The following is a 19,142-nucleotide window of genomic DNA, read 5'->3' as shown; positions in this document are numbered from 1 at the left end:
GCTGCACATTGACCATGAGGGGCGTCCTCATGGAGAGGATCAGCATCTGGCCGCGCAACGAGCCCTCATCCTGAGGAGCCCGCCGCAGGCGGGCGTCTCGAAGGATGGCCACGACCACACGGCTCGCCAAACCTCTTCCATTTCCCTTAGCTCAGCAACGAAGCGGAGACACTGATGATCACGCGACGGACGTTCACGGCAGGTGCAGCGGCGCTGCTCACGGCGAGCCAGGTCTCGACAAGGGCACACGCGGCGACGACCAACTGGGACATGTCGACGGTCTGGCCCGAGGGCAACTTTCACACCCAGAACGCGATGGCCTTCGCCGAGGAGGTGAAGAAGCAGACCAACGGCGCCGTCAACATCACCGTGAAGGCAGGCGGTCAGCTCGGCTTCAAGGGCCCGGAGCATCTGCGCGCGGTGCGCGACGGTCTCGTCCCGCTCGCGGACGTGCTCAACATCCAGCAGGTCGGCGACGAGCCCTTCATGGGCGTTGAGAGCATCCCGTTCCTCGCCGGCTCGATGGACGAGCTCAAGGTGCTGCACAAATACGTGCGGCCTGAATATGAGAAGATCGCCGCGCGCAATAACCAGAAGATCCTCTACATCGTGCCGTGGCCGACGCAGTATCTGCACCTGAAGGTCAAGACATCAGACGTCGCCGGCCTGAAGAACATCAAGATCCGCGTGCCCGACAAGAACGCGGTCGACATGCTCAACGCCATCGGCATGGCCGCGGTCATGATCCCCTGGGGCGAGACGATCCCGGCACTGGCCTCCGGCGCCGTGGCGGGCGTCTCGACCTCCTCGGTCTCAGGGGTCGACGGCAAGTTCTGGGAATTCCTCAAATACGTCTACCCGACCAATCATGTGTGGTCGTCGCAGATGCTCAACGTGAACCTGGATTCCTGGAAGGCGCTGACGCCCGAGCAGCAGAAGACCGTCAGCGACATCGCCGCCAAGATGGAGCCGACCTTCTGGGCGAATTCGCTCAAGGCCGATGTCGACAGCCTCAACCGGCTCAAGGAAGGCGGCATGGAAGTGGTGCCGGTTTCGGATGCGATGATGACCGAGATCCGGGCCAAGACCGCGCCACAGATGGAAGCCTTCCTCAAGCGCGTGCCCGCTGCCGATCAACCGGTGAAGTCCTATCTTGCCGAGATGAAGCGTGGCTGACGCGATCGTGGAGCCGTCGCCGGGCGAACGGGCGAGCCTCAATGCAGCGGCGCCCGCGCCGCTGCGCATCCTGCTCGATGTCATCGACCGGCTGGGCCGGCTCGACGGCTGGATCGGCGGCGGCTGTCTGCTGACCTTGACGGCGCTGATGCTGGCCGAGGTGACGACGCGGGCGCTGTCGAACGTGCTGCCGTTCTTCCCGCCGACCATCTCGATCGCCTGGGAATACTCGTCCTATCTGATGGCGGCCTCGTTCACCTTCGGCGCGGCCATGACCTTGCGCGTCGGCGGCCATATCCGCGTGGTGCTGCTGCTCAAGAACGTGCCGGCGCCGCTGCAGCGCGCGCTGGAGGTGCTGGCCGCCGCCGCCGGCTTCGCCTTCATGGCGTTCCTGACGTCGGCGATGACCAAGTTCGCCTGGAGCTCCTTCGTCCGCGGCCAGGTCTCGACCTCCAGCGACACCCCGCTGTGGTTTCCGCAGGCCGTCGTCACCTTCGGCATGCTGCTCCTGACCCTGCAATTCCTCGCCCGCGCCATTCAGGCCGCGCTGGGACTGCCGCTGGAGGATCACCGCATGAAGGCGTCGCCGGTCGAATGAGAGAGCGTGCCCACGTCGCGACGATCGGTTCGCCGCGAGCAGCGGCCGCCGAACTACGCAGTTCTTGTCCATCAACTGATAGGCGAACTCTCACCCCGCACGCGGTGCGCCCCCTCTCCCCGTCCTTACGGGGAGAGGGTCGGGGTGAGGGGCAGCCGCGCGGGAAGTGCGTGCGGAGAGACCTGTACCCCCTCACCCGGATTGCATCTTGCGATGCAATCCGACCTCTCCCCGCAAGCGGGGCGAGGTCGAACCGCGCCTGCGGCACGACCATCGCGCATCACGGCGATGCCATTCGCGACGATCCCACCAGTCTGGGATTCGCAGGCCCCATCCCGCCCGCCTCCCTCACCGCGGACTCCCCCTTCCCATGACCATCGAAGTCATCGCCCTGTTCGCCATCCTGTTCGCGCTGCTGGCCGGCGGCCTGTGGATCGGGCTCACGCTCGCCTTCACCGCGACCCTGCTGCTGGCGATGTTCCGGTCGATCCCGCTCGACAAGCTGCTTCCGCAATACGCCTGGAACATCCTGACCACCCAGGAGCTGCTGGCGCTGCCGCTGTTCATCCTGATGGGTGAGCTGCTGTTCCGGACGCGGCTGTCGCGCTCGCTGTTCCAGGGGCTGGCGCCGTGGGCCGGGCTGCTGCCGGGACGCCTGCTCCACGTCAACGTCATCGGCTGCACCATCTTCGCCGCGATCTCAGGCTCGTCCGCCGCAACGACGCAGGTGATCGGCCGGATGTCGCTCAACGAGCTGCTGCGCCGCGGCTATTCGCGCGACATCGCGGTCGGTTCGCTCGCCGGCGCGGGGACGCTCGGCTTCCTGATCCCGCCGTCCAACATCATGATCATCTATGGCGTGCTCGGCGACGTCTCGATCCTCAAGCTGTTCACCGCGGGCGTGCTGCCGGGTCTCTTGCTGGCCGGCACCTTCATGGGCTGGGTGATGCTGCACACGACGCTGACGCCTTCGATGGTGCCAAAGGCGGAGGCGCAACTGTCGCAGGTGCCCTGGGCGGAGCGGTTCGCGGCGCTGAAGGATCTCGCCCCCGCCCTGTTCCTGATCGCCTGCGTCCTCGGCTCGATGTATGGCGGCCTGGCGACGCCGTCGGAGGCCGCCGCCGTCGGTGTGCTCGGCGCAGCGCTGGTGGCCTACTTCCAGGGCGCGATGTCGCGGCAGGTGGTGCGCGACGTGATGATCGGCTCGGTCATCACCTGCTCGATGATCGCCCTGATCGTGCTCGGCGCCTCGATCCTCGGCAACGCCGCGGCCTTCCTCGGCATTCCGCAAGCCGTGGCTACCTTCGTCAAGGGTCTCGGCCTGTCGCCGTTCATGCTGATCACAGTCCTGATCGTGTTCTACCTGATCCTCGGCTGCTTCCTCGACGGCTTTTCGATGATCGTGATGACCCTGCCGATCGTGCTGCCGATCGTGAAGGGCGCCGGCTTCGACGAGGTCTGGTTCGGGGTCTTCCTGGTGCTCGCGGTCGAGATGGCCCAGATCACGCCGCCGGTCGGTTTCAACCTGTTCGTGATCCAGGGCCTGACGGAGGACGGTCTCGGCTATATCGCCCGTGTGACCGCCCCCTATCTCGCCATCATGGTCGCCTTCGTGCTGCTGCTCACCCTCTTCCCGGGCATCGTGACGATCCTGCCAAGGCTGCTCTACGGATGAGCCGCGATGTCAGGCGGCGCGCATTCCGTCGAGGAACTTCTGCACCTCGGCCTTCAGCCGCAGGCTTTCGCTGGACAGCGCCTGGGCCGAGGCGAACATCCGGTTGGAGCTTTCGCCGGTCTCGCCCGCCCCACGCGCCGCGCTGCGGATGTTCTCGACCACCTCGGCGGTCCCGGTCGCGGCCGAGCGGACGCTCTGGGTGATGTTCTGGGTGGCGGCGCGCTGCTGTTCGACGGCGGCCGAGATCGAGGCAGCGATCCCGTTGATGCGCTCAATGGTCGAGCCGATCGCCTTGATGGCGTCGACGGATTCCTGGGTCACGGTCTGCATGTTGGCGATCTGGCTGGAGATCTCCTCCGTCGCCTTGGCGGTCTGGCCGGCCAAAGTCTTGACCTCCTGGGCGACCACCGCGAAGCCGCGGCCGGCATCGCCCGCGCGGGCGGCCTCGATGGTGGCGTTGAGCGCCAGCAGGTTGGTCTGCTCGGCGATCGAGGTGATCAGCTTGACGACGTCGCCGATGCGGTTGCCGGCGTCGGACAGCTCCTTGATGCGCTGGTCGGTCGCGGTCGCCTGGTTGACCGCCTCGGCGGCGATGGCGTTGGACTCCTGCACGCGACGGATGATCTCGGCGATCGAGCCGGACAGCTCGTCCGAGGCAACGGCCGCGGTGCGGACGTGCTCGGAAGCGCTTTCCGAAGCGCCGGCCGAATGGCCGGACAGGTCGGCGGTGGTCCGCGCGGTCTGGGTGAGCTGGCGCGCCTCGCGCTCGAACTCGCCCGACGACGTCAAGACGTTCTCGATGATGCCGCCGATGCTGGCCTGGAAGGAATCGACGAAACGCTGCAGCTCGGCCTTGCGCTGCTCGACGGCCGCAGTGGCCGCGGCCGCCTGCTCCTCGCGCATCCGGCGCCGCTCGCTCGCGGCACTGCGGAAGACGACCAGGCTGCGGGCGATCTCGCCGATCTCGTCGCTGCGGTCATCGGACTTGATCGCAACGTCCTCGCGCCCCTCAGCGATTGCGGTGAGCGCGTCGGTCACGGCGGCGAGAGGCTTGGTGACACGTCGCACCGCCAGCATGGTCAAGCCGAGCACCAGCAGCGCAGCGATCGCCGCGGCGACGACCATGGTCCGCATCGCCTGCGACAGCATGGCGTCGAGCTCGGCCATGGGCACGCCGACATAGAGAATGCCGATCACCTTGTCCGCCGGATTGGTGACGGGAAAATAAGCGGTCATGAACGACTTGCCGAACAGCGTCGCGGGGCCCTTGTAAGCCTCGCCGCGGCGCAGCAGCGCCTGCGCCGGATGATCCGCGGCAAGCTGAGTGCCCACGGCGCGGTCGCCATTCTCCTTCTTCACGTTGGTCGAACGGCGGACGAACTGTCCGCTGTCATCGACCACGAACAGCGTGGCGCTGCCGCCGACATAGGACACCGCGCGATCCACGATCGCATGATCCTTGATCTCGGGAATCGCCGGAATCTCGATGCGCGTAACGACGCCGTTCTGCACGCTGACTTTCGCGTCCTTGAACGTCTCGGTGAACGTCAGCGCAAAGGTGCGCAGATTGCCTTCGATGTCGCGCTTGGCGCGATCGGTGAAATCGGAGGACAGCGACCAGTACGCTGCGCCGACGACCAGGGCGGTATTCAGGGCGATCACGACAACGGCGCCGATCAGCGCCTTGGTGCCGAGCTTCAATTGGACGGACACGTCATAAACCTTCCAGGGGAACTGCAACTGAATCTCAAACTGCCCGTAGTTGGTTTCAAAGCAGTTATTTTCCGGAACGTAGAATACCGGAACTCACTATAAAAACGGCAATAAGATACCTGATCATGTCCTCCTCCCCCATCATCGTATGGTTTCGCGAGAGCCTGCGGCTGTCTGACCACCCCGCGTTGTATGAAGCCGCGAAGTCGGGCGCTCGGATCGTTTGTAGTTACGTCCACGATCAGGAAAGCCCCGGGTTGCGTCCGCTCGGCGGCGCGTCGCGCTGGTGGCTCGCGCAATCGTTGCGTGCACTCCAGGCCGAACTACATGCGCTCGGCGCCGAACTCGTGATCCGGCGCGGATCCGCGGCCACCGCGCTCGGCGAGCTGGCACGCCAGAGCGGCGCGAGCGCGGTGTACTGGAACGATGTCGCGCAGGCCGCACCGCGCGCCGTGGCTGCCGATGTCGAAGCAGCACTCGCCGAGATCGGCGTCTCCTCACGCGTGTTTCCCGACGACCTTCTGGTCGACCCCGCCGAGTTGCGCGGCAAGGATGGACGCGGCCCGCGCGTGTTCACGCCGTTCTGGAAGCGCGTGCTCGCTCTGGGCGATCCGCCGAAGCCGCTGCCGCGGCCGGCACGGCTGTCGCACGCGCCGGGGGTCGCAAGCCTAGCGATCGACGAGCTCGCCCTCGAGCCGAGCAAGCCGGACTGGGCCGGCGGACTGCGTGCGACGTGGCAAGCCGGCGAGCGCGCGGCGCAGGCGCGCCTCGCCAGCTTTCTCGAAACGGCCGTGCAGACCTATGCCGCCAATCGCGACCGACCCGACATCGAGGCGACCTCCCGGCTGTCGCCGCATCTGCGCTTCGGCGAGATCAGTCCGCGCCAGATCTGGCATGCGGCGCGATTTGCCGCCGCCGAGCGCCCGGCCTCCGCCGCCGGCATCGACAAGTTCCTGAGCGAGCTCGGCTGGCGCGAGTTCAGCCGCCACCTGCTCACCAACAATCCCGACCTCGCGACCCGCAACCTGCAGCCGGCCTTCGATGCCTTTCCCTGGGCCCAGGACGATGCAGCGCTGGAGGCCTGGCAGCGCGGGCGAACCGGCTATCCGATTGTCGACGCCGGGATGCGCGAGCTCTGGCATACCGGGAGCATGCACAACCGCGTCCGGATGGTCGCAGCCTCGCTGCTCGTGAAGCACCTGCTGATCGACTGGCGGCGCGGCGAAGAGTGGTTCTGGGACACGCTGGTCGACGCCGACCCGGGCAGCAATCCGGCAAGTTGGCAATGGGTTGCGGGATCGGGCGCCGATGCCGCGCCCTACTTCCGCGTCTTCAATCCCGTGCTGCAGGGCGAAAAATTCGATTCTCGCGGGACCTATGTCCGGCGCTGGGTCCCGGAGCTGGCACGCCTGCCGGCCGCGCTGATCCACCAGCCCTGGGCGGCGAAGCCGCTCGAGCTCGCCGAGGCCGCGGTTGCACTCGGCCGCACCTACCCGGCGCCGATCGTGGATCACAAGCCCGGGCGGGAGCGCGCGCTGGCAGCCTACGCGAGCTTGCGCACAAGTGATTAGTTGGGGCGCGCTTTGACAGCACGGAGAATCCAGCTATCGTCGCAGGGTTTCCAACAAATCGGGGGACCCGATATGGACGACACTCCACTCTCTGATCCGACCGTGACCGAGACCAGCGTGCCCGCCGAGGCGCCGAAGGATCCGGTGACCGCGACGGCACCCAAGGCCCGGCGAGCGGCCAAGAAGACCGCGAAGAAGACCTCCAAGAAGGCTGCACCCAAGCGGGCCGCCGCCAAGGCCAAGAAGGTCGCGACCAAGAAGTCCGCCAAGAAGACTGCGAAGAAGACCGTGAAGAAGGCGGCCAAGAAAGCTGCGAAGAAGACGGCCAAGAAGGCCACCAAGAAAGCGGCCAAGAAGAAGAAGGCCAAGCGCTGATTCTGCCTGGCTCGGGACCGAAGGCGACTCGTCACCTTCGCTGATGGTCTCGGCGAAACAATCCAGTGCCCGGTAGTGGGGACGATCTGGCGCTGGATTGTTTCGTTTGTCGCCGTTCGGTTGGGAGCCGGGACCTGGCATCCGCGGCGCGGCGCAGCAAACGGTGATGCCGCGCGGACGCGGGACCGGCTTGCGATCGGATTGCCGGCGGAGGTCTGCTTGGACAGAGAGATTCCGTGCGGGCGGCGCCCTCACCAGACGTCAGGACAGGGGTCGACGATCTTCCAGAGTTCGATGCCGTTCTTGATCCGCTTCATCTCGGTGGTGAGCCCGCCGTTGCGCCGGATCCAGTCCTTCACCGAATCGGGGTAATAGGACATCAGCTCGGACGTCCCCTCCACGCTGGTGACCTTGATGCCGAACGTGAACGCCTTGTCGTAATAGGCCTGGTGGAAGCCGAGGCTGGCCCTGGGCGTGACGCAGATCCTGTTGAGCGGCACAAAGCCGAAGACGAGCGTGCAGGCGGAATTGCAGATGCCGTCGATGATGACGCGCTGACGCGTTTCCCTGACGCGCTTGTACTTGGCCTTGTACTCTTCGATGTAGCCACCGTGATCGCGCGTAATGTGCAAATCCGCACGCGCCGGGCTAGCGGCGACCAGCAGGAGCAAGACGCTTGGGATCAGGCGATTCATGGACAGGACGGCAAACCCGGTCTTTTCTGGCGCTGTCGCGACAACGCCTCGGGCCCAATGCGCGACGGCACTTGCCGGACCTTGTCATGGTCTTCTTAAGCACGCGGAAAAGGCCAAAAATTTGACGGATTGTCGCCTTTTGCGCACCCTTTCCGCCACTTCCGCGTTAGGCTATCAGCCGGACGGCCGGCCTTGACATCGTTTTCCGGAGAAGAGAAAAGTCATGAGCAAGCTCGCATCCCTCGCCGCCGCCTTGATCGTGTCGATTGCCGCCCTGGTGCCCACCACGTCCGAGGCGCGCAGCCATCATCGGCATCACCGCCACCACTACGGGCTGCCCTACACCGTCAGCTTCCTGCACAATTATGGCCCCGGCCCGCTGCCCGGCACCTTTGCGTTCTATGACGGTCCTTCCACCAACCACTGCTACCAGAGCTCGGCCGCCTATATCGGCCAGGACCGACGCCGGCATCCCTGCTTCTGACGCCATCCAAGGACGCCCGGCCAGCTTCGGCAAACGACCGTTGATATCCGACGGAGGCTGGCCTTGCCCATCCAAGTCTGGTATCCCGGTCACGCGGGAGATTTGGCCCGCATCGCGCGCTCGTAGCTCAGCTGGATAGAGCATCGGATTTCGATTCCGAGGGTCGGGAGTTCGAATCTCTCCGAGCGCGCCAGAGCCATTGACCAGCCTGCGCCCTGCTCCAGTGCGATCCGACCCTCCGGTCAGCCTGTCCAGATGACCTCCCAGGACGGCCGCAGTTTCGATGCCGGGACAGACGGGCTCAGGCGGTCGCGACGTCGTGCGTGAGCCGGCCGACCTGGATCAACGGCTGCGTCGCATCGCCGATTCCGCCGAAGACCTTCAGTTCGATCTCGACACGGGCATGGCCCGCGGTCGTTGGCCTGGTCGTCCCGCGCCACGTATCGATCATCTGCGCGAACGGGGCCACGAAGGTCGGCTTCACACCGGGATCGACCACCGATGGGGTCGGCGTCAGCAGGTTGATCGGCACCCGGACGCGCGGGATCGCCGGCTGGCCGGCCACGATCTCATAGCTGTACATGCCCTGCATCGCGACCTCGTCGCTGGTGCTGCCATTGCCGTTGGCATAGAGCGCGGCGAAGAACTTCGTCAGGCGCGCGTCGAGGTCACCGGATGCGCCCGGCATCGCGTCGAGCGGGAACGACGTATAATTCAGCTGGGGAACCACTGTGGAGGCGAACCGCACCTCGGGCGTCTGGAACAGGAATGCCGGGTTGGTGCTGGTGGTCTTGAGATCGGCCAGCGGGAACAGCGCGAGATTGCGCTGCACGAACACCGAGGCCCAGCCGCTCTGATACAGCAGGACGTCGAGCGTCGCGACCGACACCGTCCGGGCCGGCAAACCACGTGCCTCCGCTTCGCCGAGATAAACCGTCTTGCCGTCGACCTGACGCGTATAGACGTAGGCGATCTGTACGCCTGCGGGCAGCTCCGCCGGCGGCACCGCCTGGGGCGTATAGAGCTCGGGCGCGATGATTGCGATGACCGGCGCCGGGAGCGTGGTGGTGCCGTTCGAGATCGTATTGGCTACCGCATTCCAGCTCGCCGCCATCCCATCGATGGTGATGTTGACCAGATTGGTGCGCGCGTGTCCTTCCGCAGTGCCGTCGAGCGTCGACAGAAACTTCACGATCACATGTGCCGGTGCGGCCGCCAGTCTTGCAGCTCCCACGCTCTCCCGCGCGTAGGCATCCGCGACCTGCCTGGTTTCCAGTGCAAAGGCGGCGGTCGCCTTGCGCGCAGCCGCCAGCGTCGCCGGATCGGGTTCGGCGCCATCGATGCCGACCAGATACTGGTTGAGATCGCGCAGGATCGCCGGATAGTTGGTCACGAACTGCGCCAGCGCGGTGAACAGATCCGGCTCCCCGCTCAGCCTGGCCGAGCGGCGCAGCGTTGGCATGGTCGGACGGTTGAACTCCACCGTGCAGGACACCGCGTCTGCTGCCGCCTGCTGATAGAGATAGTCGAACGAATAGCACCAGGCGCTCAGCTTCGACGGATCGGTCGCGCCCTCGCCGGTGAGCTGCAGCGCCTGCTGGGCGGAGACCGTGGGCGGCGTCGGCAGGTCGCGATTGACGACCGGAATGTTAGCGACCTGCGTTCCCAACGGATAATCGAACGGTCCATTGACAAAGGCGAGCCATCGCGAACCGACATAGCCGTAGATGCCGGGGACGGTGCGCCGCTCGAACTCGAGATGGGTGAGCGACAGCGTAAGCTTCAGCGGCACATAGGCTTGATCGATGACGTTCTTGGTCGCGAACACGAAGGCGAGCCGCGGATCGTACCAGGTCTTGCTGGCGGGATCGTAGACCTCGCCGAGCGGGATGCGCGTCGGCGTGAGCGTGAAATTCTGGTTGTCCGTGGCGCCGTCGATGCTGCCTGCCGGCTGGCCGTAGAGATTCGGCGGACCGGCCGGATTGTCGTCACCGCCGCCGGTCACCTCGGTCAGCCCGAACACGACGGCCGCACCGGCCCGATAGGCTGCGCCGAGCTGATTGAGCAGCTGCTGGCGCAGCTTCTCGGCCGCGGCAAATCCGGTCGAGGGATCGCCTGCGCTGGTCGACAGCACCGGCAGAGTCTTCAGGCTGATCGTATCCGCCAGCGATTCCTTGGTCGACAGCACGCTTCCCAGCGACCCATCCTTGAGCGGATCGGTCACGCCGTCGATCCGGTCGAGGATGAAGGCGTGCGGGGCGTAGTCGGCCGACAGGAACTGATCGATGGCATCCAGCACGCTCTGGAACCACTGGTTCAGGTCGACGCCGTCGAGATGCAGCGTGTCGATTTCGCCGCTGTCGTAGCGCGTGATCGTCGCATCGCTGCTGGCCAGCGCCTTGGCGATCGGCTTCGGCGCGAAATAGCTTGGCGACGTGCCCAGCTTGAAATGGATGCCCTGCCCGGCCGTCTTGCCGAAGCGCACCGCCCAGAGCTGCTGCGCGCCGTCGGCCGCATCCTCGCCGTCGCGCGACAGGCCCTGCCCGACCTTGAGATACCAATCGGCCGTGGCGAAAATCGCCTCGACCGCTGTGCTGAACACCGTATAGGACACGTTGCCGTCGCCGTCGGCCCGCGGCAGGATCGCCGCGACCACGCCGGTGCCGCCCTGCAACGCCGCCACGGCCGGATCGACCAGCAGCGGATTGCGGCTGAGCGCGAGCGTCACGTCGAGCTCGAGGATGTTGCCCGCAGCGATCGCATTGATGTCGACAGGAAGCGACAGCGTCGCAGCGGGGGCTGCGGGCGCCTGTCCCTGCGTCACGAGCTTCAGATACAGCAAGCAGGCGCGCACATAGCCGCGAATGATGTCCGCCTGCGTATCGGTGAGGTCCACGTCGGGCTTGGCTAGCAGCGAATTCGACAGCCGCATTGCCACCGCGTTGCCGGAAACGCCCGGCACCTTCACGGAGACATTGGCGGAATAGTCCTGATGCAGCTGATAGTAGATCCGGGTGTAGAGCGAGAGATCGTCGGCGGCCCGCGCCGCACCGTCCGGCCCTGCATAGGCGGCGGCGTTGAGCGACAATGCAAGCTTGAACGCCGCACCGCTCGCGGATTCATAGGTGTAGCTGGCGTTGGTATTGATCCAGGACCCGAGCCCGATCAGCTCGTCGCGGTACAGCATCGGCACCGCAGCCCCGTTGAGCGCGCCGCGATACCGTTGCGGCGGCGCCTCGAACGGCGTCACCGTGGTGTTGCCGAAGATATCGCGCCATTGCAGCGCGACCTGCGCCATGGTGCCGACACCGAGATAGGGATTGGCCGCCTTTGGCGGCAGATTGGAATCGGACGGATCGGGCGCGGCGTTGACCAGCGCGAACTGCGCCCCGATGCCGATCGACTGGCGATAGTCGAAATCGGCAAGAGCGACCTGCGCCAGCCGGTTGCCGCGCGTCGTCGCCGAGCGGGCATGGCTCTCGAACGCACTGGCCTCGTTGTCGTCGTGATCCTGCGGACCGAACGGCATGCCGAGCGGACTGACCTTGTAGAAGACGTTGCCGGCGAGCCCGGCAGCAAGCGAGGTGTAGAGCTGATACATCGTCTTCTTGGCGAAGTCCGGCGCGGCGGGATCGTCCGGCGGGAGGCCGAAATTGTCGCGCGTCAGGGCGAACCCGATGTTCTGCGGCGGCAACTGGTCGCGTAGCGAGAACAGCTGAGGATCGAGATCGAGCACGGCATTGACCGGGAACAGTCCGGGCGCAGCGCTGGCGCCGCGGGCGATCAGGTCGACGTCCAAGCCGTAATAGACGGCCATGCTGGCAAAGCTCATTCCGGGCGCGGCCGAGGAATTGACCTGATAGGTCAGCGGCGGGATGTAGAACACCGCCGCGAGCGCAACGGCGACTTGCGGATTGAATGCGGCGATGTCCTGGCCGGTGATCGGACGGACTGCACCGGCGGAGAACAGCCTGGCGAGCTTGTCGAGCGTAGCCTGCGCATCGATCGCCCCGCCAGTGCCGCGGACCAGATCCGCGTCGGTGAGCTGGCGGACCGCGCCCACGATCGGCACCAGTGCGTCCGCGGCGAGCGGCCTGGTCGCGTTGACCTCGGCGATCCGTCCGGGCCCGGGGCCGTAGATCGCCGCGAGCGCGTCGAGCGATGCTCCTGCCGCGACCGGCGCCGTTGGGCCGGTCGAGGCCAGCGACACCGTCTGCACCAGGTCGCTCTGCGGATCGACGGCGTCGGTCGTCACGAAGGCGTTGACGAAATCGGGAAGCGTGGTGCCGAAGGACTCGCTGCCCTGCGCCGCGAACGTCACGACCATCGTCACGATGCCGGAGCCCGAGGAATCGAACACGGCCGCCGGCAGGCCCTCCTCGCTTTCGACGTTCTCGTAGTAGAGATAGTAGCCGCCGCTGCGGACCGTGCTGAGCTCCCACATCAAGCGGATGAACTGCGCCGGAGAATTGGCAATGCCGCGCGGCGGAGCATCCTCGGCACTCAGCATCAGCCGCAGCGCCGCCGCCGGATTGGTCTCGGTCGACAGGTTGGTCTGGGTGATGAAGGCGAGGAAGTTGGCGTCCGCCGGCGTCACCAGCATCGGCGCGCCGGGTCCGGACTGGTTGTAGAGCAGGAAGACGGCCGAGGCGATGCCTTCGCCCAGCGCATCCATGGCGGTCAGGATGCGCTGCAGCCGGACCGCATCCTCCGAGCTGGGTCCGACCAGCTCATAGACGAACGGCAGCGACGGCGCGGATGCCGGACCGCTCGGCAGATCGCCTGCGCCCGTGCCCTGAGCAGCCAGCGCCGCCGCATCCGGCAGACGCTTGATCTCAATGTCGAGCCGCGTGCACCAAGCCCAGCGCCCCAGGTCAGCATAGTCGGTGCGTGCGGTCGCGGGATTGCTGCGCCCGATCTGCGGCTGGAACTTCGGCAGCAGCGCGAACGTCGAACGGAGATCCGGCATGACGGCGCGGATCGACTGCTCGCGCGTGGCGACCAGATTGGTCTGCGCCGGCGGCAGGCTCCACAGCGTCGGCTGCGTCTGCGCACCGGCATCGGCGGCCGCGGCCACGCCGCTGCGCTTCGTCAGCGCCAGCAGACTCGCGACGGATCCGCTCGACCAACGCGCATAGCCGCTGGCGGTGAACGGCCGCGGCTGGCGCTCGGCAAGCGGCAGCGCCGCGAACGTCGGGCTCGGAACGAAATTGCCAGGCGTCCTGGCCCAGCTGACGACGACGTTCAACGCGGCAAAGGCCTGGCTCAGATCAACCTCCATGCTGAGGCCGGTGCCGGCATTCAGCATGATGAAGTCGAGCAGGACACCGTGGCTCTGCGTCTCGCGCGCGAAGTCGATCTTGTAGCCGCTGGCAGAGCTGGGCGTCGGGAACTGCTGGCCGGTGAGCTGATAGACACCGTAGCCCGACTGCGTCCTTGGATAGAGGAACGCAGGCGACAGCGTCAGTCCGTCCTGGACCGGCAGCCGCAACCCATAGACCAGGAAGCGCGAGACCATGCCGGCGGTCTGGCCGACCTGGCCCGTGGCCGCGATCGCCGACCACAATGCGCCGACCGACAGAGCCTGAAGATTAGCGACGGTGAGCAGGCCGCGCTCCGCCTGCACCGAGAACAGTCCGGCGACACCGCGATTGGCGTCTGCGACCGCAACCGCGGTGGTCTGGAACAGGCTCGCGACCGTCGCCAGCGTATCGGAGGACGGGCCGGATGTCCCGGCGGTCCTGTAGGTGATCGGCCAGATCGCGAGCGGCAAGGTCGGCTGCAGCAGGCCGGCGGCGCCGTAGAGCACGCTCTGCGCGGCGAGCGCGTCGATCGAGATCGCGCCGAGTTGCAGCGCGATTTCGTCGAAGCTGTCGCCCTGCCGCGTCACATAGATCTGCTCCTTGCCCTGGCTGTTGGTGAGCAGCAGGACGACGCCACCCTGCAGCATGTGGCGGGACCGGTTGGCCACGATCAGGCGGTCCGGCGTCGTGGTCCAGCGCGGCGCCGGTGCCGCGTCGGAATAGCGGCCAGCGATGCTTTGCAGGGTGTCGCCGGCCTGAACGACGTATTCGAGGTCGTCGATATGCAGCGACAGCCCGGCTCCCAAGGCATGATCGACGTTGGGCTGGACGATATCGGCAATGGTCAAGGCGTTGCCGGCGATCCCGTTCAACTCGTCCAGGATAGTACCGATGCTGCTCGTCGCAGACAGCGGATAGGCGTAGCTCTGCAGCGCGTCGGCCGCGGCCTGGAGCAGTTGGCGCGCGATCAGCGTGAACGTGTCGACGAACACCAGGGCCGCCATCGACCCTGCCGAGTTCGCATCGCTCTCCGCGGCAAGCCGGCGCGCTTCCTTGTTCTGGGCCTGGATGTCCGCAGCTACCTGCGCGAACAGCTTGCTGACCGCGGTCGCATAGCCGGGCGTTGCCGTGGTGTAGGTCTCGAACGCGATCGACGACGTCTGGCCGCCGGACACGCCGGGGACCTGCAGCTTCAATCCGTCGAACACCGGAAACAGCACCGAGCCGGCATCGAGCTTGGTCTTCAGCCCCGAGGATTGCGCCGTCGCCGGATTGAAGATGTCGAGCGTGAAGGCGTCGGCCAGGAACTGCAACAGACCCTTGATCGACAGGAACGGATCGGCCGTGTCGGCGAGGCGCGCGACATAGGCCTCGAGCTGGGTAAGCGTCACCGACGTGGCCAGCGTCTCGGCGAGCTCGGCCGCATCCCCGCTCTCGTTCCCCAGTGCATCAATGATCCAGGGGAAGTAGACCTCGGCCAGCACGTCGAAGGACGTCTTGGTGGCGGACGGCGCGCTGGCCGCGGCGTCCGGCGCGTCCATCGCGAGCAGGAGTACGAATGCCCCTTGGTTCGAGGCTGCGTCGGCGGCTTTCTCCGGAGCAAGTACGGTGTACTGCGCCCCCGCCATCAGCGACAGCTTGGGCTTGTTGCCTTCGACGGCGGCAAGGCCCATGCGATGAGCGGCGGCCGGCGCGAGCCGCTTCGGTCGCGGCTTCAGGCTGCGCGCCAGCCGCATCGCCGCGTCCGGTCCGCGGGCATGCGCCCGCTGCATCAGCAGCGCGTCGGCGCGTGCCCCCTGAACCTCCCACGGCGCCGTGCTGGTCTGTCCGATCACGAAGGTTGCCGACACCTGGGCCGAGAACGACAGGCTGATCGAGATCGAGAACAGGCCGAGGTTGATCTTGACCTTCAGGCTGATCGTCACGCTCGCGCTGGCGACCACCGGGATCTCGCGATAGCTCTCATAGGTGAGCTGGATCGACAGCACGATCTTGACATTGACCGAGGCTGAAATGATCGCGAAATCGACGCTGCCATAGAGCAGGCCGATGATACCGACGGTGCCCGACAGCTTGAAGTAATAATCGCTTTGCAGCGCACCGCTGCTGGCGCGCGACGCCAGCGTGCGCGTGGCGTTATAGGGATGCCACGGCGCCACGACGCCTTCAACGATGCCGAACACCGTGAGCGCGAAACCCGCCTTCAGCGGCCCCTTCTCGAAATTGTAGCCCAGGCCGAGCTGCAGCCCGATGCCGAACTCGATCACCGGATCGAAGGTGCCGAGATTGGTCTTCGGGATCCTTGTTGAGGTCGCGTTGGAGAGCTTGCCGATGTAGAAGCCGCCGGCGCCCAGCACCGGAACGCCGTAGACGATCACCGAGATCGAGAAGGAACGGCGGAAATCGAGATTGTAGGGGAAGCCGATGTCGATGAAGAAATCGCCGTTGGTATAGACCTTGATCCCGAGCTGCGGCAGCGTGATCGACACCGCGCCGAAATTGAGATTGCGGATGATGTCCGGGAAGGTGAAATCAATCTGGTAGACGCCGATGTCGTCGGTGATCTTCTTGTAGAGGATGTCGACGACGAGATTGGCGAGCCCGCCCATCTTCTCGCCGGCGAGTGCCAGCCGCAGACCATAGAGATTGGGGTCGTTGAACACCAGCATCGCATCGATCGACCAGGCGCCCGCCACCTTCATCAGGCCGAGATGCCCGGCGATGAGCCAGTTGTTGGACTGGTCGTAATAGGGCAGCCCCGGTGTCCCGCCGTCGTCCGCATTGGGATCGACCGGATTCATCTTGCCCGTCGTGCTGGGGACGGACTGCAGCGCGCAGATCACCTCCTTGGTGCTCTCGAAGCTGGAATGACCGGTGATGCCGATGCGCTGCCCGAGCACCAGCAGGAACAGCTTGAACCATTCCTCGCCCCGGCCGGGCACCGAGGGCAGGTCCTTCACGTCCTGCCCCTTGGCCGGATCGAGCAGATTCTTGAACGCCGGATCGTCGGCGACGAGCGGGCTCGATCCCTCGATAGCAAGCGTCACCTTGCCGTCGGTGTCGCGACGGAAGGTCAGCGCGGTGATGCTGATGAAGCCGAGGTTGATCGGGCTCGACAGCTCGTAAGTGGCCGACAGGCGTTGCGAGAAGCTCTCGCCGTTCTTGAGCGAGACGTTGACGCGTAGCGCATCGAGCGAGATCTGGTTGAGGAGATCCCACGGCGAGTCGAGGGTGAAGTACGGATTTCCGAGCGTGCGGACCAGCGCCTGGATTAGCGAGCCGATGCTCCAGCCCTTGAGGCTGAACGTGACCAGTTCCTTGTCGCTCTCCCAGGCGGCTCGGAAACCTTCCCACTCGACGAACAGGATGTTGTTCGAGCCCGCCTCGGTCGTCTTGAACTCATAGCCCATGGTGAGCTTGAGATTGATCGCCGAGTAGACCCAGGTGCCTTGCGCGAAGCCGGAGAACTGCTGCTGGGCCGGCTTGTTGCCGTCATAACTGACGCCGAGCCGTGCCGGATCGATGCCGACGGTCTGATCGCCGAACGCGAATGTCCACTCGAAGCCGACGGTGATGTCGTAGCTCGTCTCCAGCTCGCCCTGCTCCGCCGGAATGGTCGCGGTGATCGCGAATTCGGAGATGGTGAGGTCGCCGGGCAGGAAGCTCGGGAAACCGTAGGCGCTGCCGGGCGAAAAGAACTGGTTGATGAGGTCCGAGACCTCGAGCGACTCCTCCAGCGAGGCGGCGAGATCCCACCGCTTCGGCGTTTCGAACCCGTCATAGGTCACGCTGACCTTGGTGTGCAACGGGCCGACATCGAGGAAGCCGCCGACGCTCGACTTCCATTGCGTCTGCGAGGCGGTTTGCAGCGCGCCTCCTCGCGAGGTCCGTAGCATCGGCAGCGGCGCCGCCCGCAGCAGCGTCGTCGCGTTGCCCCCGTCCGGCGTCTGCGTCGGAGTCTGCGCCGCGATCGAGACCGTCCCCTCTCGCACGGCAAGGATCGGCTGATCGTTGATCTTGAGCAGATTGAGCGTGAGGCTGAAGCCGGCATCGAACTGAAAGCTCTGCGCGCCGTAGTCGACCGCGACCGCGATGTCGCCGAGCTCGAAATCCCCGACATTCTCCACGTCGAGCACAACCGCGCCGCTGGACAGCGCCGTCAGGAAGTCGCTCAGCTTGGCGGTGCCCGCGAAGGACGCGTAGAACTGCTTGGCTGACGTGAACTGGACGGTGAACACGCCGTCGCCCTCGCCGTCCGGTCCCTTGAAGACGCTCGGTGCCAGCACGAACTCGGTGGTGAAATCATAGGTCTGCTGTCGCTTGGTGCCGTCGAACGGATACGCCATCGACCATTGCAGCGAGAAGCTGGTGATCTTGAAGTCGAGAACGCCGGTCGCCGGCAGGATCTGCCAGCTCGTGTCCTTTGAGCTGCCGATCTCGATCGAGACGGCCGTGATCGTCGGCGAGCTGCCGAGCGTGCCGGCGATCGAGAAGCCGTTGAGACCGACGAAGGCGAGGAACTGCTGCAGCACGTCGGGAGTCGCGGCGAGATAGCCGCCATTGCCGCCCATCACCTCGATCACCGTCGCCGGCGTCAGCGGATCGCCGCCTGTGACCACGGCGAGCGCCACCGAATAGTTGGCATCCGCGCCGGGCGTGATCTCGACGTCGAGCTGATAGGAACCGGTACCGCCGATGTCGAACTGCGAGGAGATCGCGAGCGTCGGCGCCTGGTCGCCCGCATCCGGATCGACGAGATCGGCCAGCACCAGGACGCCATCGACCTCGTCAGCGCCATCGGGCACAGGAATGGTCAGGGCCAGGCTCGGATCCTTGACCGTGAACTGCGACGCTAGCTTGAATGTGCCGTCCTGGATCGCCGCCCGCAATTGCCCCGGCGGGAACAGAACGGTCTCGCCGTTGAAGATGCCCATGTTGAGGGCGCCGCTCAGCAGCAGGTCGCCGGTCGGCGCGGTGAGCCCCGGAAACAGCAGCAGGAACGGCTTGGCGACGTCCGGCAGCGCGACCTTGGCGTCGAAATTCTGCACCGCGCCGCCGCTCACGGCACGCCCCGCGGAGTCACCGTACGGATAGCTGCCGGTCGCCGTCGAGAACACGAAGCTGACGTTCTTCAGCGTGCCGAACTGATTGAACGGGAAGCCGCCCATGAAGGCGAAGCTGCTGGTCCAGGTCCAGTTCGACGGCGTCGCCTCGGCCTGCACGATCAGTTGGTCGCCGTCCACCGTGAACACGAGCGTGGCCTTCGCGGCCAGCGGAGCGGTGGCGCCGATGAACGGGATCGTCGCCGACTGCACCGTGAACGCCGCCCCTTCCACGGGGCCGACGTCGGATTTTTCCACCGTGACCTTGAAATCGGCCGCGGTCTTGAGGAAGAAGGCCTGGCTCAGCCAGGTGTCGTAGTCGGCGGGGACCTTCACGGCGGGATCGGCGAGGCCCGCCGTCAGGAAGGCGGCATCGAGCGCGAAGGCGGTCTCGCCGGCGGCGGCTTCGACAGCGGCGCGGAGATTGTCGATAGCGCTCATCAGCCGGCG

The 19,142-nt window shown here is 65.9% G+C and carries 9 protein-coding genes and 1 tRNA gene; 7 read left to right on the top strand and 3 right to left on the bottom strand.

The genetic code is table 11. From position 1 onward, the window contains the following. Positions 1-174: 174 nt before the first annotated feature. The 3 genes from QX128_RS14640 to QX128_RS14630 all read left to right on the top strand — a co-directional run bounded on the left by QX128_RS14640 (position 175) and on the right by QX128_RS14630 (position 3,449). Positions 175-1,176 (top strand): TRAP transporter substrate-binding protein, encoded by a 1,002-nt coding sequence (locus QX128_RS14640; RefSeq protein ID WP_316237769.1) that lies wholly within the window; start codon positions 175-177, stop codon positions 1,174-1,176. Then, the gene (locus QX128_RS14635; protein ID WP_315804895.1) at positions 1,169-1,774 is read left to right on the top strand and encodes a TRAP transporter small permease; all 606 of its coding nucleotides are present in this window, start codon (positions 1,169-1,171) and stop codon (positions 1,772-1,774) included. The genes QX128_RS14640 and QX128_RS14635 overlap by 8 nt, the downstream gene beginning before the upstream one ends. Before the next feature lie 370 nt (positions 1,775-2,144). Beyond that, positions 2,145-3,449, top strand: a complete 1,305-nt coding sequence (locus QX128_RS14630; protein WP_316237768.1) for a TRAP transporter large permease subunit — start codon at positions 2,145-2,147, stop codon at positions 3,447-3,449. A gap of 9 nt (positions 3,450-3,458) precedes the next feature. On the opposite strand, the gene QX128_RS14625 is transcribed toward QX128_RS14630, so the two are convergent. Next, positions 3,459-5,162 (bottom strand): methyl-accepting chemotaxis protein, encoded by a 1,704-nt coding sequence (locus QX128_RS14625; protein WP_315804893.1) that lies wholly within the window; start codon positions 5,160-5,162, stop codon positions 3,459-3,461. A gap of 125 nt (positions 5,163-5,287) precedes the next feature. Between QX128_RS14625 and QX128_RS14620 the strand changes: the two genes are divergently transcribed. Both QX128_RS14620 and QX128_RS14615 read left to right on the top strand, forming a co-directional pair. After that, positions 5,288-6,733: a deoxyribodipyrimidine photo-lyase gene (locus QX128_RS14620; RefSeq protein WP_316237767.1), complete on the top strand. Its 1,446-nt coding sequence runs from the start codon at positions 5,288-5,290 to the stop codon at positions 6,731-6,733. 72 nt (positions 6,734-6,805) lie between these two features. Then, entirely contained in the window at positions 6,806-7,108 is a 303-nt protein-coding gene (locus tag QX128_RS14615) for a histone (protein WP_316237766.1), read from the top strand. Positions 7,109-7,359: 251 nt separating this feature from the next. Here the strand turns inward: QX128_RS14615 and QX128_RS14610 are convergent, their stop codons facing one another. Further along, positions 7,360-7,803, bottom strand: a complete 444-nt coding sequence (locus tag QX128_RS14610; RefSeq protein ID WP_315804890.1) for a hypothetical protein — start codon at positions 7,801-7,803, stop codon at positions 7,360-7,362. 223 nt (positions 7,804-8,026) lie between these two features. On the opposite strand from QX128_RS14610, the gene QX128_RS14605 reads away from it, so the two are divergent. Next, positions 8,027-8,287 (top strand): hypothetical protein, encoded by a 261-nt coding sequence (locus QX128_RS14605; protein ID WP_316182112.1) that lies wholly within the window; start codon positions 8,027-8,029, stop codon positions 8,285-8,287. 116 nt (positions 8,288-8,403) lie between these two features. Next, a tRNA-Arg gene (locus QX128_RS14600) sits at positions 8,404-8,480 on the top strand. A 108-nt stretch (positions 8,481-8,588) separates the two neighbouring features. On the opposite strand, the gene QX128_RS14595 is transcribed toward QX128_RS14600, so the two are convergent. Next, entirely contained in the window at positions 8,589-19,133 is a 10,545-nt protein-coding gene (locus QX128_RS14595) for a LysM domain-containing protein (RefSeq protein ID WP_316237765.1), read from the bottom strand. Between the last annotated feature and the right edge of the window lie 9 nt (positions 19,134-19,142).

This window comes from Bradyrhizobium sp. SZCCHNR1015 (assembly GCF_032489875.1).
Taxonomy (GTDB): Bacteria; Pseudomonadota; Alphaproteobacteria; order Rhizobiales; family Xanthobacteraceae; genus Bradyrhizobium.
This window is presented reverse-complemented; position numbering and strand designations above follow the sequence as displayed.

Excerpts from the sequence above, each read along its gene's own strand:
- QX128_RS14630 (WP_316237768.1), top strand. The coding sequence starts at position 2,145 with ATGACCATCGAAGTCATCGCCCTGTTCGCCATCCTGTTCGCGCTGCTG.
- QX128_RS14620 (WP_316237767.1), top strand. The coding sequence starts at position 5,288 with ATGTCCTCCTCCCCCATCATCGTATGGTTTCGCGAGAGCCTGCGGCTG.
- QX128_RS14615 (WP_316237766.1), top strand. The coding sequence starts at position 6,806 with ATGGACGACACTCCACTCTCTGATCCGACCGTGACCGAGACCAGCGTG.
- QX128_RS14640 (WP_316237769.1), top strand. The coding sequence starts at position 175 with ATGATCACGCGACGGACGTTCACGGCAGGTGCAGCGGCGCTGCTCACG.
- QX128_RS14610 (WP_315804890.1), bottom strand. The coding sequence starts at position 7,803 with ATGAATCGCCTGATCCCAAGCGTCTTGCTCCTGCTGGTCGCCGCTAGC.
- QX128_RS14595 (WP_316237765.1), bottom strand. The coding sequence starts at position 19,133 with ATGAGCGCTATCGACAATCTCCGCGCCGCTGTCGAAGCCGCCGCCGGC.
- QX128_RS14605 (WP_316182112.1), top strand. The coding sequence starts at position 8,027 with ATGAGCAAGCTCGCATCCCTCGCCGCCGCCTTGATCGTGTCGATTGCC.